This is a genomic window from Streptomyces sp. NPDC048182 (genome assembly GCF_043202555.1).
In the GTDB taxonomy this organism is placed as follows: Bacteria; Actinomycetota; Actinomycetes; order Streptomycetales; family Streptomycetaceae; genus Streptomyces.
In genome coordinates this window covers 1-14340 of the sequence record NZ_JBIDAQ010000021.1, presented here as the reverse complement: position 1 = coordinate 14340, position 14340 = coordinate 1, and the positions used below count along the sequence as shown (strand labels likewise).

9 protein-coding genes are annotated in these 14340 nt (G+C 75.1%); 1 reads left to right on the top strand and 8 read right to left on the bottom strand.

The features are described 5' to 3' along the window. Positions 1-121: 121 nt before the first annotated feature. Positions 122-1216 (bottom strand): polyprenyl synthetase family protein, encoded by a 1095-nt coding sequence (locus ACGFZL_RS30025; protein WP_393696454.1) that lies wholly within the window; start codon positions 1214-1216, stop codon positions 122-124. A 293-nt stretch (positions 1217-1509) separates the two neighbouring features. On the opposite strand from ACGFZL_RS30025, the gene ACGFZL_RS30020 reads away from it, so the two are divergent. Continuing rightward, complete coding sequence (locus ACGFZL_RS30020) at positions 1510-2520, top strand: methyltransferase (protein WP_355173987.1); 1011 nt, start codon at positions 1510-1512, stop codon at positions 2518-2520. Positions 2521-2592: 72 nt separating this feature from the next. On the opposite strand, the gene ACGFZL_RS30015 is transcribed toward ACGFZL_RS30020, so the two are convergent. The 7 genes from ACGFZL_RS30015 to ACGFZL_RS29985 all read right to left on the bottom strand — a co-directional run. Then, a complete protein-coding gene (locus ACGFZL_RS30015) occupies positions 2593-3723 on the bottom strand; it encodes a BTAD domain-containing putative transcriptional regulator (RefSeq protein WP_393696452.1) in 1131 nt (376 codons plus the stop codon). 69 nt (positions 3724-3792) lie between these two features. Then, positions 3793-5904 (bottom strand): MMPL family transporter, encoded by a 2112-nt coding sequence (locus ACGFZL_RS30010; RefSeq protein WP_393696450.1) that lies wholly within the window; start codon positions 5902-5904, stop codon positions 3793-3795. Positions 5905-6015: 111 nt separating this feature from the next. Next, entirely contained in the window at positions 6016-7692 is a 1677-nt protein-coding gene (locus ACGFZL_RS30005) for a prenyltransferase/squalene oxidase repeat-containing protein (protein ID WP_393696448.1), read from the bottom strand. Positions 7693-7832: 140 nt separating this feature from the next. Then, entirely contained in the window at positions 7833-9440 is a 1608-nt protein-coding gene (locus ACGFZL_RS30000; protein WP_393696446.1) for an FAD-binding oxidoreductase, read from the bottom strand. Between the two features lie 100 nt (positions 9441-9540). After that, positions 9541-11493, bottom strand: coding sequence for an FAD-dependent monooxygenase (locus ACGFZL_RS29995; RefSeq protein ID WP_393696444.1), 1953 nt, complete (start codon positions 11491-11493; stop codon positions 9541-9543). Between the two features lie 304 nt (positions 11494-11797). Further along, positions 11798-12754 (bottom strand): aromatic prenyltransferase, encoded by a 957-nt coding sequence (locus ACGFZL_RS29990; protein WP_393696442.1) that lies wholly within the window; start codon positions 12752-12754, stop codon positions 11798-11800. A gap of 824 nt (positions 12755-13578) precedes the next feature. Continuing rightward, on the bottom strand, positions 13579-14340 hold a 762-nt coding region (locus ACGFZL_RS29985; protein ID WP_393696440.1), incomplete at its 5' end, for a BTAD domain-containing putative transcriptional regulator.

The window sequence follows — 14340 nt, the reverse complement described above, 5'->3', positions numbered from 1 at the left end:
ACCCCCGGGGGCGTCGCGCTGATGGGGCGGACCCCCGGGGGCGTCGCGCTGGTGGGCCCCCCGGGGGTGGTGTCGCGCTGGTGGGCCCCCCGGGGGTGGTGTCGCGCTGGTGGGGTGGGTGTCAGCGGTCGCGGTAGGCGACCGAGTCGGCGAGTTCCTCCAGGCGCCGGCGCCAGGCGGCGGGCAGTGCGGAGCCGGCCAGCGCCGCGCGGGCGTCGGCGACCAGGACGTCGATGCGCTCCTCGACGTCGCGGCGCACCGAGCAGGCCAGCAGGGCCTCGCGCAGGGCGCCCTGGTCCCAGTCGGTGCCCCGGCCGTCCCGGACGATCCGCGCGACGCGCTCGTCCTTGGCCGCCGCCAGCGCGATCAGCAGGGTCATCTTGTGCGCGTCGAGGTCCAGGCCGGTCGGCTTGCCGGTCACCGCCTGGTCGCCGAACGCGTCGAGCAGGTCGTCGCGCAGCTGGAACGCCTCCCCGGCCGCGCTCCCGTACGCCGCGAAGACCGGCTCGAGGTCGGGGCGCCCGGCGATGGCCGCGCCCAGCGCGAGGGGGCGGTGGATGGTGTAGGCGCCGGACTTGCACACCGCGATCCAGCGGGCCAGGCCCGGGTCGGCCGCGGCCTCGGCGGCCAGCGCCATGTCCAGCTGCTGGCCGACGATCATCTCGGTGACCAGCTCGTGCCACATCCCGGCCGCGGGGCCGTTCAGCGTGCCCGCGAGCCGGTAGGCGTAGCTGAGTGCCAGGTCGCCGGCGAGGACGGCGACGCCCTCGCCGTAGCGGCGCGACTCCCCCGCCCAGCCGTTGCGGCCGTGCAGGTGCGCGAACGCGGCGTGCACGGTGGGCGTGCCGCGCCGGGTGGCGGAGTCGTCCATGATGTCGTCGTGGATCAGCGCGAAGGCGTGCAGCAGCTCCAGCGCCGCCGCCGCGTCCACGACCGTGTCCTCGGCCGTGCCGCCCGCCGCCGCGCCGCCGGCCGCCAGGTAGCCGGTGACGCAGAACAGCGGGCGCAGCCGCTTGCCGCCGGCCGCGACCAGCTCCGTGACGGCCGCGACCGGGACCGCCGCCCGGGCGTCCACCGCGCCCCAGCGCGCCGCCTCGGCGCTGAGCAGCTCCTCCATCCGCCGGTCGACGCGCTCCATGAGCTTGTCGCAGGTCTCCTGGTCCACGCCGTGCTCCGCCACCGTCCGCGACGGTGACCGCTCCAGCTGCTCGTGCACGTTCCCTCCCCTTGTGTTCTTTCCGCCGTGTTTCTTTCGCCGTGTTTCTTTTCGCCGTCCCCGCCCGTGGGGGCCGGGACGGCTCCTGGGAGCTGTGTGTTTCTCGGTGACAGGCAGGCATTCTCGGCCACCCTCCTTGCCCGCGCGTACGCGCCGGCTTGGCGCCCGCTTGGCGCCGGGGCGGGGCAAGCCGGCGCCAAGGGGCGGGCAAGCCGGGCGTAGGACCATGCGGCAGGCGACACACCGCGCCCGGCCCGCCCCGGGGCGCACCGCACCTTCGGCAGGGAGAATCGATGAGCAGCAGCGGCACGCAGACCGGGCCCACCTCCGACCGGATCATGCGGATGATCAACGGCTACTGGGCCACCGGGGTGCTGGGCACGGCGGCCTCCTACGACCTGTTCACGCATCTGGAGGACGGCGCCGGCACCGCGGGCGAGCTGGCCCGGCGGGCCGGAATCGCGGTGCGCGGCGCGCAGGCGCTGCTGGACGGCCTGGTCGCCCTGGAACTCATCGAGCTGTCGGGCGGCCGCTACCGCAACACCCCCGAGGCGTCCGCGTTCCTGGTGGCCGGCCGGCCCATGTCCCTGGCCGCCTTCGCGCAGGTCAAGATGGGCCACCTCGGCTCGCTCGCGGCCCTGCCCGACGTCGTGCGCACCGGCGGGCCGGTCACCGACGCCGAGGTGGAGGTCGCCGACAACCCGCACTGGGAGAACCTCGTCCAGGCGATCGCCGCGCAGGCCGTGCCGGTGGCGCACACCGTCGCCGACGCCCTGCGTCTCGCCGACGCCGGGAAGGTGTCGATCCTCGACATCGGCGGCGGCTCGGGCATCTGCTCGGCCCTGTGGCTCGCCCTCAACCCCGACGCGCACGCCACCCAGGTCGACTGGGCGCCGGTCAACCAGATCGCCCGGCGGCTGCTGGCCGACCAGGGCGTGGGGAGCCGGGTCGAGCACGTGGACGGCGACTTCCACACCGCCGACTTCGGAAACGGCGAGCACGACATCGTCATGTACTCCAACATCGCCCACCAGGAGGCCCCCGAGGACAACCAGGCGGTGTTCACCCGCATCCGCCGCGCGCTGCGCCCCGGCGGCACCCTCGTCGTCTCCGACTACATCACCGACGACGACCGCAGCGGCCCGCCGTTCGCGCTCACCTTCTCCTCGGAGATGCTCCTCAAGAGCCGGCACGGCGCCTCCTGGCGGCGCGGCGACTACGAGGCGTGGCTGACCGCCGCCGGGTTCACCGACATCCGCTACCTGGACACCCCCTCCCCCACCACCGTCGTCCTCGCCCGCTGACCCCGCCCCCCGCTTCTTCCTTGTCTTCTTTCCGCGGTGGTCTTCGTTTCCGCGCAAAGCCGGGTGTTCTTTTCAGCGGCGGTCCAGCGCGGGCACCTGGCGCAGGATCTCCAGCTCCAGGTGCTGCAGCGCGCGGCTGGGCGAGATGCCCAGCTCCCGCGCCAGGGTGTGCTGGTGGGCGCGCAGCACCGCCAGCGCGTCGGCCTGCCGGCCCGCCCGGTACAGTGCGCGGCCCAGCAGTTCGCAGCCGTACTCGCGCAGCGGGTGGGCCCGGGTGAAGGCCAGCAGTTCCGGCACGGCCCGCTCGTGGCGGCCCAGCGCGATCAGCGCGGCGCCGCGGCCCTCGGCCACCGACAGGCGCAGCTCCTGCAGGCGGATCACCTCGGGTGCGGCGCAGGCGGCCGCCGCGGCCTCCGCGTAGGCCGGGCCGCGCCAGGCGGCCAGCGCGGCCTCGAACGCGGCCAGCGCGCGCCGGGGCTCGCCGTGCTCCAGCGCCTGCCAGCCGGCCGTCGCGTCCCGGCCGAAGCGGTGCGCGTCCACCTCGACCGCCCGCTCGTCCAGGAGGTAGCTGCGCCCGCGGGTGCGCAGCACCGACGGCGCGGTGCGCGGCGCCCGCTGCGGTTCCAGGGCGCGGCGCAGGTTGGCGATGTAGGCGTGCAGCGAGGTGAGCGCGCGCCGCGGCGGCCTCCCGCCCCACACCGCCTCCACCAGGGCGTCGACCGGGACGGGCTGGCCGGCCTGGCTGGCCAGCACCACCAGGGCGGTGCGCTGCTTGGGCGCGCCGAGGTCCGCCCGCCGCCCGTCCACCAAAGCTTCCACCGGGCCCAGGACCCGCAACTGCACCCCGGGCCCGGGACCCGGGCCGGGGCTGGGGCCGGGGCTGGGGCCGGGGCCGGGGCCGGGGCTGGGGCCGGGGCCGGGGCCGGGGCTGGGGCTGGGGCTGGGGCTGGGGCCGGGGCTGGGCGCGGCGCGTACCGCGCCGGCCCCCGGCCCGCCCGACCCGCCCGGCATGCCGGGGGCGGCCGGGCCGGTGCCCGGGCGGTGTTCGCGGCGGCCCGGGCCCGGGGCCGGGGTGGTGGCGTGCTGTCTGAGGTGTTCGTTGAGGCGTTTGAGTTCGCGTATCTCACGTTCCAGTTCGGCGATGCGCTGTTTTTGGGTGCCCTCCGCCGGGCGGCGGGCTGTGTCCAGTGTCCTGGCGCTCATGGGGCCTGCCCTGAAGAAAGGTGATGGGGTCCGGTTCATCCCGGGATCCGGCCGGTGGCCGGGGCGGTTTCACCGGCCGCTGTAGGCGGGCAGCCGGCCGGCCTCGCCGTCGGGCTCGGTGCCCTCGTCGCGGCGGTGGAAGAGGGCGCTGGGCCACCACATCCAGCGGCCCGCGTCCAGGGTGAGCGCGGTGACCAGCACCGAGCGCACCACGAGGGTGTCCAGGAGCACGCCGAAGGCGACGGCGAAGCCCAGCTGGAGGGCGAAGACCAGCGGCAGCGAGGCCATCGCCGCGAACGTGCCGGCCAGCACCACCCCCGCCGAGGTGATCACCCCGCCGGTGGAGGACAGGGCGCTCAGCGCGGCCCGGCGGGTGCCGTGCACGGCGGTGTCCTCGCGGATGCGGGTGACGAGGAAGATGTTGTAGTCGATGCCGAGCGCGACCAGGAACACGAACGCCAGCAGCGGGAAGGAGGCGTCCGCGCCGGCCAGGTGCAGGACGTGCTCGAAGACCAGGGCGCTGACCCCGAGCGCCGCGCCGAAGGACAGCAGCACCGTCGCCATCAGCAGCAGCGGCGCCACGACCGCGCGCAGCAGCAGCGCCAGGACGAGCAGCACCGCGGCCAGCACGATCGGGATGATCACCGCGGAGTCGCGGGCCGCCGCGTCCTCGGTGTCCACCATGACCGCGGTGCTGCCGCCGACCTGGGCGCCGGCCCCCTCGATGCGGTGGACGGCCGCGCGGGTGCGGACCACCGTCTCGCGCGCCGCCCGGCTGCTGGGCTCGGCCGTCAGCTGGGCGAGCAGCACCGCCTGGCCGTCCTTGGCCACCGGGTCGCCCACGCCCGCGATGCCCGCCACCCCTGCCACCGCCCGGCCGACCCGGGCGGCGGCGCCGGCGTCGGTGACGATGTAGAGGGGGTCGCCGGTGCCGCGGGGGAAGTGGGCGGCGTGGATCTCCTCGCCGACGGCCATCTGCGGCCTGCCGGTGAACTGGTCCTTGTTGGACAGGCCCGAGGCGTTAAGGCCCAGGGTGCCCAGCGCCATCGCGGCGAGCACCAGGGCGGTGCCCGCCCACACCGCGCGGGGGCGGGCGGCGACGGCCCGGCCCACCCGGTCCCAGCCGGTGGTACGGGACGGGGCCGGGGCGCCGGCGACGGGCTTGCCCGGCCAGAAGATCCACCGTCCGCAGCAGACCAGCAGCGCGGGCATCAGCGTCACCATGGCCGCCAGGGCCACCACGACACCGACGGCGCAGGCCGGTCCCATGCCCCGGGTGGAGGTCAGGTCGGCGAGCATCAGCAGCAGCAGGCTGACCGCGACGGTCGCCGCGCTGGCCACGAGCGCCGGGCCCGAGCGGTGCAGGGCCCGGGCCATCGCGGTGTGCCGGTCCTCGTGGCGCAGCAGTTCCTCGCGGTAGCGGGAGATCAGCAGCAGCGCGTAGTCGGTGGCGGCGCCGAAGACGAGGACGACGAGGATGAAGCTGGTCTGCTTGTTGACGACGAGTCCGGCGTGCTCGGCCAGCAGGTAGATCAGCGCCTCGGCGGCCGTCAGGGCGGCGCCGACGGTGACCAGGGTGAGCAGCGGCAGCAGCGGGCTGCGGTAGGTGAGCAGCAGGATCACGACCACGACCAGCGCCGTGATCGTGGTCAGCGCGCCGCCGCCGCCGAACGCCTTGATCGAGTCGGCGCCGTAGCCGGCCGGCCCGGCGACGTGGAAGCCCAGGCCGCCGGCGTCGCGGGTGCCGACCTCGCGCATCGCGTCGACGACCCGGCCCAGCCCCTCCCAGCCGGAGGCGTCCTTGCGGACCTGGACGATCGTCTCCAGCGCCTCGCCGTCCGCGGAGCGCACCGGCCCCCGCCCGGTGCCCACGACGTTGTCGATGCCGCGGAACGCGGCGGCGTCCGCGCGGGCCTTGGCGAGGTCGGCGCCGGTGATCCCGCCCGCCCGGTCGTAGACCACGACGGCGGGCACCGTGTCGGCGGGCATCAGTTTCTGGGCGCGTTCGACGACGGCGGTGGACTCCGCGCCGGCCGGCAGCCAGGCCGCGTTGTCGTTCTCTTCCGCGCCGGTGAGCCTGCCGGCCAGCATCAGCGCCGGCACCAGCACGAGGGCCCACAGCGCGATGACGACCCACTTGCCCCTCCTTCCGCCGGGCAGGGCAGCCAGTTTTCGCAGCATGTGTCGTCTCTTTCGTCCGTCGTGGCCGTCCCGGCACAGGGCGGGCGCGGGCCGGGGGGTGGTCTTCATTCAGCGGGCGCAGGCGCGGGCGGGGGCGGGGGTGGTCTTCTTTCAGCGGGCGGAGGTCACCGCGCGGTGCCGCGGCACGGCCCCGGCCCCGGCGGGGGCGGGGGTTTCGGGCAGGCGGGCCCGGGCGTGTCCCAGGGCCAGCAGCACGGGGATGTCGGTGAGCACGGGGAAGCGGAAGTTGAAGGGGCGCGGGCCGACCATGTCGGGCGGGCCGCCGTAGCTGCCGTCGGCCTTCTGCTGCTCCAGCAGCCAGGCCAGCGCGGCGCCGACGGGGCGCGGGTCGTCGGCGTGGCACAGGGTGATCAGGCCGTAGGCGGTGCTGATGTCGTCGCTCGGCTCGCCGGGCTGCATGCCCCAGCCGCCGTCGGTGTTCTGCGTCTGGCGGACCGTGGCGTCGATGCGCGCCGCCATGGCGGCGGTGCGCGCGTCGTCGGGGCCGGCCGTCATGGCCGCCAGGCGCACCCGGAACAGGGAGTGCAGGCGGCTGCTGCTCCAGCCCGGCGGGAAGCCGCCGTCGGTGTCCTGGCTGTCGGCGAGGAAGGCCAGCGCCCGCGCGCGCGGGCCGGCCAGTTCGGGGCGGGCGGCGAACGCGCACACCGCCGCGGCCGTCATGCACGCCTCGGAGGAGGCGCCCGCCACATAGGTGGGAAAGCCGCCGTCGGCGCCCTGGACGGCCAGCAGGGCGGCCGTGCCGGCGTCGGCGGCGGCGCGGTGGCGGGCCGGGTCGACGGCCTGGAGGTACTCCAGGGTGATGGCCGTGTCGTCGGTGTCGTTCTGCGCGACACCGGGCGACATGGACCAGCCGCCGCGCAGCGCCGCCCCGCGCGAGAGCGGGCGCGAGCGCAGGGCGGCGCCGCCGCGCTCGGCGGCCAGCGCGGCACCGATGCGGGACAGCAAGGCCGGGTCGGCGCCCGCCGCGTGCAGGGCGAGACCGGCGGTGGCCGTGCACCAGATGTCCAGCTCCAGGATGAACGGGAAACCGCCGTCGCCGCGCTGATGGCGCACCAGCTCGGCCAGGCCCTGGCGCACCGTCTCCTCGTGGCCGCCCGCCGACGCCAGCGCGTGCAGGGTCAGGGCGTGCATCAGCGCGTAGCCCTCCCACACGCCGGCGGCCGGGCCGGTGGCCAGCAGCGTCTTTAGAGCGGCGTCGGTGACGTGGTTGCGCACGTCGAGGGCGCCGGCCAGGATCAGCGTGATCGACGCCTGCTGCACGGCCGCCCAGGAGTGCAGCGGATCGGTGGGCACCCCTCCCCCGCCGGGCAGTTCGGCGTCCGCGGGCAGCGGGCAGCCCAGCACCGACAGCACCGCGTACACCATGAGCCGGCGGCGGGCGGAGAGGAAGGCGGGGGCCGCGCCCAGCAGTTCGCCGGCCAGCGAGCCGGCCAGGGTGCTGTCGGCGCCGGCCGGCTGCCCGGCCGCGCCGCGCAGCGCGAGCGAGGCGAGGTGGCCATCCAGCGCCTCGGGGGACTCCTGGTGGCCGCGCAGGTAGGAGACGAGGCGGGCTCTGGCCGCCCCGCCGGCACCGGTGCGGGTCATCAGGGCCAGCACCAGCGCGGACTCCAGCACTCTGCTGTCGCAGGGCTCCCGGATCAGCCCGGCGTCATCGACCCGGGCGCCCAGGTGCGCGACGAGCCGGCCGGTGGCCCGGCGCACCTCCTCGGGGCGCACCCCGGCGGCCGGCGCGAGCGCGGCCAGGCGTGTGCGGTCCACGATCTTCATGAAAGGCTCTCCTGCTCTGGCCGCCCCGCACCCGGCAGAGGAAAAAGGGGGCGGCCCTGGTAGGGATGCGCGAGCGGGCCGCCCCCCGCCGGGCCGGGAAGGCACCCCGGCCGGGGCGGCGGCCGGCCCGCTCGGCAAGGTCAGCGGACGCCCTGCTCGAAGCGGAAGAAGCGGTAGGGGTCGTAGGCGGCCTTGACGCGCGCCAGGCGCGGATAGTTCTCGGCGTAGTAGGAGCGGCGCCAGTCCGGCAGCCGCGGGTCGATGAAGTTCTGGTAGGTCTCGCCGCACGAGTACGGGTCGATCGCCGCGAACCCGGAATCGACGTAGTCGAAAGCGGCCGCCTTCGTCTCGGCCGGCACCGAGGCGCCGGCGTTCGCCGTCAGGTAGCTCACCGAGAACAGCGCGTCGCGGTGGACATAGGCGGTGGCGTCACGGGCCAGAGTGTTGGCCCGCCCGCCCAGCGCCGAGATCTGCAGGCCGCGGGTCTGGCCCGCCCACCGGGTGGCGTCGAACGCCTCGAGCGCCCTCGCCCAGCCCTCGCGCGGCATCGCCGTCTCGAAGAGCCGGCCGCGCCAGGCACCGAACGCCGGACGCTGGATGGTGCCGGAGCCGCCCGCGTCCGCGCGGTGGCACTCCTGCACCGACAGGCCCGTGCACGCATACAGCTGCATCAGCACCGACTGGTAGGGCGCGGTGAACTTCTGCTGGAACAGCGGCGGGCGGCCCACCAGCGACGTCAGCCGCGCGATCTCCGCATCGAAGGCGGCACCGGGCTCGGTGGAGGCGAGGAAGACCGCGGCGGTGGGCACACTGCCCGGAGCGGCGTCGGCGAGCGTGACGTTGACACCGCTGCCCACCGTCCAGGGGGCATCGGCCAGCCAGCGGCCCCAGCCGTCCACCATGTCCAGCGCCGACTCGAAACCCCACACCAGGTTCACGGCGCCGACCTCGCCCAGCGGCGAGGGGGCGACGTCATAGGAGGTGACGATGCCGAAATTGCCGCCGCCACCGCCGCGCAGCGCCCAGAACAGGTCGCGGTGACGGTGCGGGGAGGCGGTGACGATGCGCCCGTCGGCCAGGACGACCTGCGCGGCACTCACCTTGTCACTGGCGATGCCGATACTGCGGGTGAACAGGCCCATGCCGCCGCCCTGGAAGAACCCGCCGGCCGCGACCGTGGGGCAGTAGCCGCCGGAGATGCCCAGACCCAGCGGGGCGAGCGCGGCAGTGATGTCCACGAGCTGCGCGCCGGGCCCGATACGCACCGTGCCCTGGCCCGGCGTCACCTGGTTGAGCCGGGAGACATCGATGACCAGACCCGGGCTGGTGGAGTAGCCGCCGGCGCTGTGCCCGCCGCTGCGCGCGGCGACGGGCAGGCCGTGCGCGGCGGCGAAACGCACACAGGTGGCCACATCGGCCGCCGACGCGCAGTAGGCGACCGCCCGCGGACCGGTCGCGTCGAAAACGGCCTGGTAGAGCTGTCTGGCCCGCTGGTAGTCACTGTCCCCGGGCAGCACCAGACGGCCCGCCAGACGCTCCGCGAGGCGCCCCCACTGCCGGTCGACGTCACGTCTCCCGGCCCGCGCGGCGCCCCCCGCCACGGTCGTGGCCAGCGCGGCGCCCCCCGCCACGGTCGTGGCCCGCGCGGCGCCCCCCGCCACGGTCGTGGCCAGCGCGGTGCCGCCCGCCACGGTCGTGGCCAGCGCGGTGCCGCCGGCGGCGGCGAGGAAAGACCTTCTGCTGATCATGATGCTTCTTCCGTGGTCGTCAGGACGTGCAGGACGTAGGCGTGCAGGGCGTGGGCGTGCGGGGCGTGGGCGTGCGGGGCGTCGGGTGCGGGGCCGCCTGTCACGGGGCCCGCTGGCCCAGGACGAGAGCGAGGGCCTCGGTCAGCGCACCGGCCGGGTCGGCCTCCTCGCCATCGCAGCGCCAGGCCACGTGCTGGTCGGGACGCACCAGCACGGCACCGCCGGAAGCCGTCCCGCGCAGCCGCTGCCACACCCCGTCGATGTCGCAGTACGCACCCGCCCCGGCCCCGGCAGCCCCGGCGGCGGCCCCGGCGGGGGCTTCGGCCCCGGCGGGGGCTTCGGTGGCGGGGGCTTCGGTGGTGGGGGCTTCGGTGGTGGGGGCTTCGGTGGGGGGGGCTTCGGTGGGGGGGGCTTCGGTGGTGGGGGCTTCGGTGGTGGGGGCTTCGGTGGGGGTGGCCGTGTCGGTGATGGTGACAACGCTGAGCGGCACGGAGAGCTTGTGCGCGGCCGCTTCGGCGGCCGCCGTCCACGCCTGGCCGCCCGTGCCGGTGATCAGGACGAAGCCCCTGTCGTGGCCGACGAGGTCGTGGGTGGAGACCCGGCGGCCGTCCCGCTCGATCCAGGCGTGCGGCAGCAGGTGCCCGGGGCGGCTGGTGGGCCGGTGGACGTCGCCCAGCGGCGCGCGCGGCACGGGCGGGGTGCCGTCGGGGACGAGGGCGCCGCGCTCGTAGGCGTAGCCCGTCTCCACGTCCAGCGCCTGGCACTCGCCGCGGTGGGTGGCGAAGATCTCCGCGGCGCGGGCGCGCTGCGCGGCGCCGACGGGGGTGGGCGAGAAGTACGACAAGAACGCCGGGGTGCGGCGCTCGGGCGGCAGGTGCGCGCCCAGGCCCACCGCCGCGTCGACGACGACCTGGTGATGGGAGGCGGCCGACATCGCCCAGCCCAGGTTGAACTGGCCCACCGGCCGGCGCTCCGACTCGTAGCTGTCCAGCAGGGCGTCACCGGCCTGCCCCGACAGCACCGCGGCCAGCTTCCAGGCGAGGTTGTGCGCGTCCTGGACGGCACTGTTCAGGCCCAGGCCCACCGCCGGCGGCTGGCGGTGGGCGGCGTCGCCGACCAGGAACGTCCGCCCGTAGCGGTAGTGCTCGGCCAGCACCGCCTCCACACTCCAGCTGGTCACCTCGTGCAGGACCAGCTCCAGAGCGGGCAGGCCCAACACCTCACGGACACGGGCGGCGACGGCCGCCTCGTCGCCGCGGTCGATACCGTGCAGCGGCAGGTGCAGGCCCCACTCCTCGCAGTTCTCGCCCCAGGTCGGACCCATCTCGATCAGCGCACTGGACAGGTCCTGGCGGTAGGGGTTGAGGAACCAGGTGATGACCGAGCCCCCCCTCCACCACGGCGACAGGTCGGCGGAGAAATACACCGTCGTCGCGTCGAACAGAGCCGGCAGACCCTCCATCCGCACGCCGATCGCGGGGCCCACGGTGCGCCCGGCGTCCGCCGCGATCACGTACCGGGCGGTGACGGCCGTGATCTCACCGCTGTCCACGTCACGGACCTCCGCGGTGACGGGCCCGCCGCCCGCGTCCTCGGTGAGCGAGAGCAGCTCGGTGGCGAAACGCACCCGCCCGGGATTGCGTTCCTCGGCATGCCGGCGCAGCACCGGCTCCAGACGCAGCTGGGGCAGCTTCGCCGGCAGCACCGGCCCGGCCGCCTCGTACGCCCCGCGCAGCGCCCCGCCGCCGAACCCGTCCATCTCATGGATGACCCGCCCGTCCAGCGGGCCCTGCCCGGTGAGCGTGGTCTGCCAGCGCACCGTGCCGAACTGCTCCGGACAGGCAGCCAGTTCCGCCACGTCACCGGCCAGGCCGTGCTGGCGGAAGATACCCATGGTGCGCTGGTTGATGTAGTGCGCCTTGGGCAGGCGCGAGGTGTCCGCACGGCGTTCCACCAGCAGGTGCTCGACACCGTGACCGGACAGGAAGACGGAGGCGGCCAGGCCGGACCCGCCACCGCCCACGATCAGGACCGGGACTTCAAGGGTGCTCAAGAGTCGTCCTTCCGATAAGACGCGGAACATGGGACACAGAACACGGAACACGGAACGCGAAACGCGGAACGCGGAACGCGAAACGTGGGGGCTGGACAGGCACACGGGGGGCGGAGAGGGGGCCGGAGGGGGCGCCGCAGGAGGGGGAGGCGGGAGGGGCCCGGACGGGAGTGCGGGCAGCCGCGGAAAGGACCGGGGACCCGGCCGGGGGGCGGGCGGGGGGCGGAGGCGGGTGGAGGCGCCCGGGGTGCCGGGGGCCGGGAGGGGACGCCGGGGGGGGGACGCCGGGGGGGGCGGGCCGGGGTTACACCGGGTCGGCGAGGCTTCCCTCGGGCAGCTGCATGATCTCCGGGACGGCCGCGCCCCACCGGTAGTAGGACTGGAGCTTGTAGTACTCGCCGTCGGGCTGGGAGGCGACGGCATACACGAAGCGGGTGCTCGGGTCGCCCGCGCGCACGTGGGCGACGAACCGGCCGATGCGCTCATCGAGCCGGACCGGCAGCGAGGCGGGATCGGTGCTCGCCACCGCCAGGCAGACCCGCTCGATGGCCGGCGAGTCCCAGCCGAGGGTCACATACACGCCGAAGGCCAGCCGGCCCAGGCGCAGCATCTGCTCGCTGGGCTCGGCCTGACCCGTCTCGCGGAGCATGGCCCGCACCGCGGCAGGGTCGATACCGCCCTCCGGCGGCTCACCGAAATAGATGTTGACGGTGCGGTGACGGTAGTCGATGCCCAGCAGGCCCACACTCTCGCCCAGACGGTGGCGGGCGATGAAATCCAGGCTGCGGCCCAGCGCGGGCGGCATCGAAGGCAGGCCGGCCAGGGTGCGCACATCCTGCAGAGCGGTACGCGCCAGCACCACCCAGATCTTCTTGAACCCGCCGACCACACCGAAATCGATGCCGTAGCTGTCGACCTGACAGCTCTCACGCACCTCCGCCAGAAGCCGGCCCGCCGGATGCCCGCTCTCCTCGACCAGACCGCCCGCGACGGCGAGCCGGTACGGCTCGATCTGCCGGGGCAGCGAGAACCGGCAGTCCAGCTCCCCGGCCCGCCCCGCCCCCGTCGCCACCCGGAAAGCGACCGTCGCCCCCGGCAGACCCTCGCCGTACAGATCCAGCACACGCAGCACACGGCCACGGTCGTACTCCACCTCCAGCAGACCGGCCGCCTCCTCGATCACCGCGTGCAGAGCATGCACAGCATCCCCACGCACAGTCGGCGCCACCTGACTCATGGCAGTCACATCCTTCAATGTCATGGCGGCCAGACTCGGCCGTCCCTCTTGAGCAGGAGTGGAGCCCCACTCGCCGTCAACTCGGGCAACACGCACCAGCACAACTCCCAGCGAGCAGCGGGCAGCGGGCAGCGGCACGGGCAGGAAAAACAGGACCAGCGGACAGAAACACCAACCCACCCACCCACCCACCAGGCCAGGCCAGGCCAGGCCAGACCCGACCAGACCACGCCGGACCGGACCAGGCCGGACCGGACCAGGCCGGACCGGGGCCGGGGCCGGACCGAGGCCGGACCGGACCGGGGCAGGCAGGGCGGCAGGGCGGGTAGCAGGGTGCAGCAGACCGGCAGGGCGGGTAGCGGGACGCAGCAGGCCGGCAGGGCGGGTAACGGGACGCAGCAGGCCGGCAGGGCGGGTAGCGGGACGCAGCAGGCCGGATAGCGGGGTGCGACAGGGCGTGTGGACGGGTAGCGGCAGGCCGGATAGCGGGGTGCAGCAGGGCGAAGGCCGGATGGCGGGGTGCGACAGGGCGTGTGGGCGTGTGGGCGGGTGGCGGGACGCAGCAGGCCGGCGAGGCGGGTAGCGGGGTGCGGCAGGCCGGGTGGGCGAGTGGCGGGGTGCTGCCGGGCGAGTGGCGGGGTGCGGCAGGCCGGGTGGGCGGGTAGCGGGGTGCTGCCGGCCGGGTGGCAGGGTGCAGCCGGCCGAAGGCCGGGTGGCGGGGTGCGACAGGGCGTGTGGGCGGGTGGCAGGGTGCGGCAGGGCGAAGGCCGGGGGGTGCAGCAGGCCGGGTGGCGGGGTGCGGCCGGCCGGCTCCGCCAGGGCCGGGGCCGCGCCGCCGGCACCGCTCACTAGGGCGGCGAGGCGGGCGGTGAAGGGGCCGGGGGCCCGCCGGACGGCCGCCGGGGGGCGCGCCGCCCGCCGCCGGTGTCCGGCCCGCCCTCACCACGCAGCATCCGCAGATAGGCGCCACACAGCCGGCGGCCCGGCACCACACCGAGCTGCTCGTCCAGGATCCGGCGGCCCTCACCGTAGACCCGGACGGCCTCGGCCTGCCGGTCACAGCGGTGCAGAGCGGTGACCAGATGGGCACGCAGGTTCTCGTCGACCGGGAACCGGGCCACCAGCGACAACAGCTCAGGCACCAGCAGACGATGACGGCCGAGCGCGAGATCAGCCTCGATACGGTGCTCCAGAGCCTGGGCACGCAAAAACTCCAGACGAGGCCGCTCGAACTGCTGGAGGTGTTCACTCACATTCTGCAGAGCAGGCCCCGCCCAGCAGGCCAGCGCACGGCCCAAAAGACGACCCGCCTCCTCACGCCGCCCCTCCTCCAACGCCCTGCGCCCCAGCCGCTCAAGCCGCTCGAACACGAACAGATCAACACCGGCACCCTCGGCACACAGAACATAACCCGACGCCTTCCGCACGATACCGACACCCGGACCAAGGACCTTCCGCAACCGGGAAACATACGTGTGCAACTGCGCATTCGCCGTAGGCGGCGGCACCTCCCCCCACAAAGCAGCACTCAGCCGGCCATCCCCCACCAGCCCACCACGCGCAAGCAACAACACCGCAAGCACCGTATGGATCTTCACCCCCGACAACGG

Coding starts and splice junctions, on each gene's coding strand:
- ACGFZL_RS29990 (WP_393696442.1), bottom strand. CDS start 12,754: ATGACATTGAAGGATGTGACTGCCATGAGTCAGGTGGCGCCGACTGTG.
- ACGFZL_RS30010 (WP_393696450.1), bottom strand. CDS start 5,904: ATGCTGCGAAAACTGGCTGCCCTGCCCGGCGGAAGGAGGGGCAAGTGG.
- ACGFZL_RS30015 (WP_393696452.1), bottom strand. CDS start 3,723: ATGAGCGCCAGGACACTGGACACAGCCCGCCGCCCGGCGGAGGGCACC.
- ACGFZL_RS30005 (WP_393696448.1), bottom strand. CDS start 7,692: ATGAAGATCGTGGACCGCACACGCCTGGCCGCGCTCGCGCCGGCCGCC.
- ACGFZL_RS30020 (WP_355173987.1), top strand. CDS start 1,510: ATGAGCAGCAGCGGCACGCAGACCGGGCCCACCTCCGACCGGATCATG.
- ACGFZL_RS30000 (WP_393696446.1), bottom strand. CDS start 9,440: ATGATCAGCAGAAGGTCTTTCCTCGCCGCCGCCGGCGGCACCGCGCTG.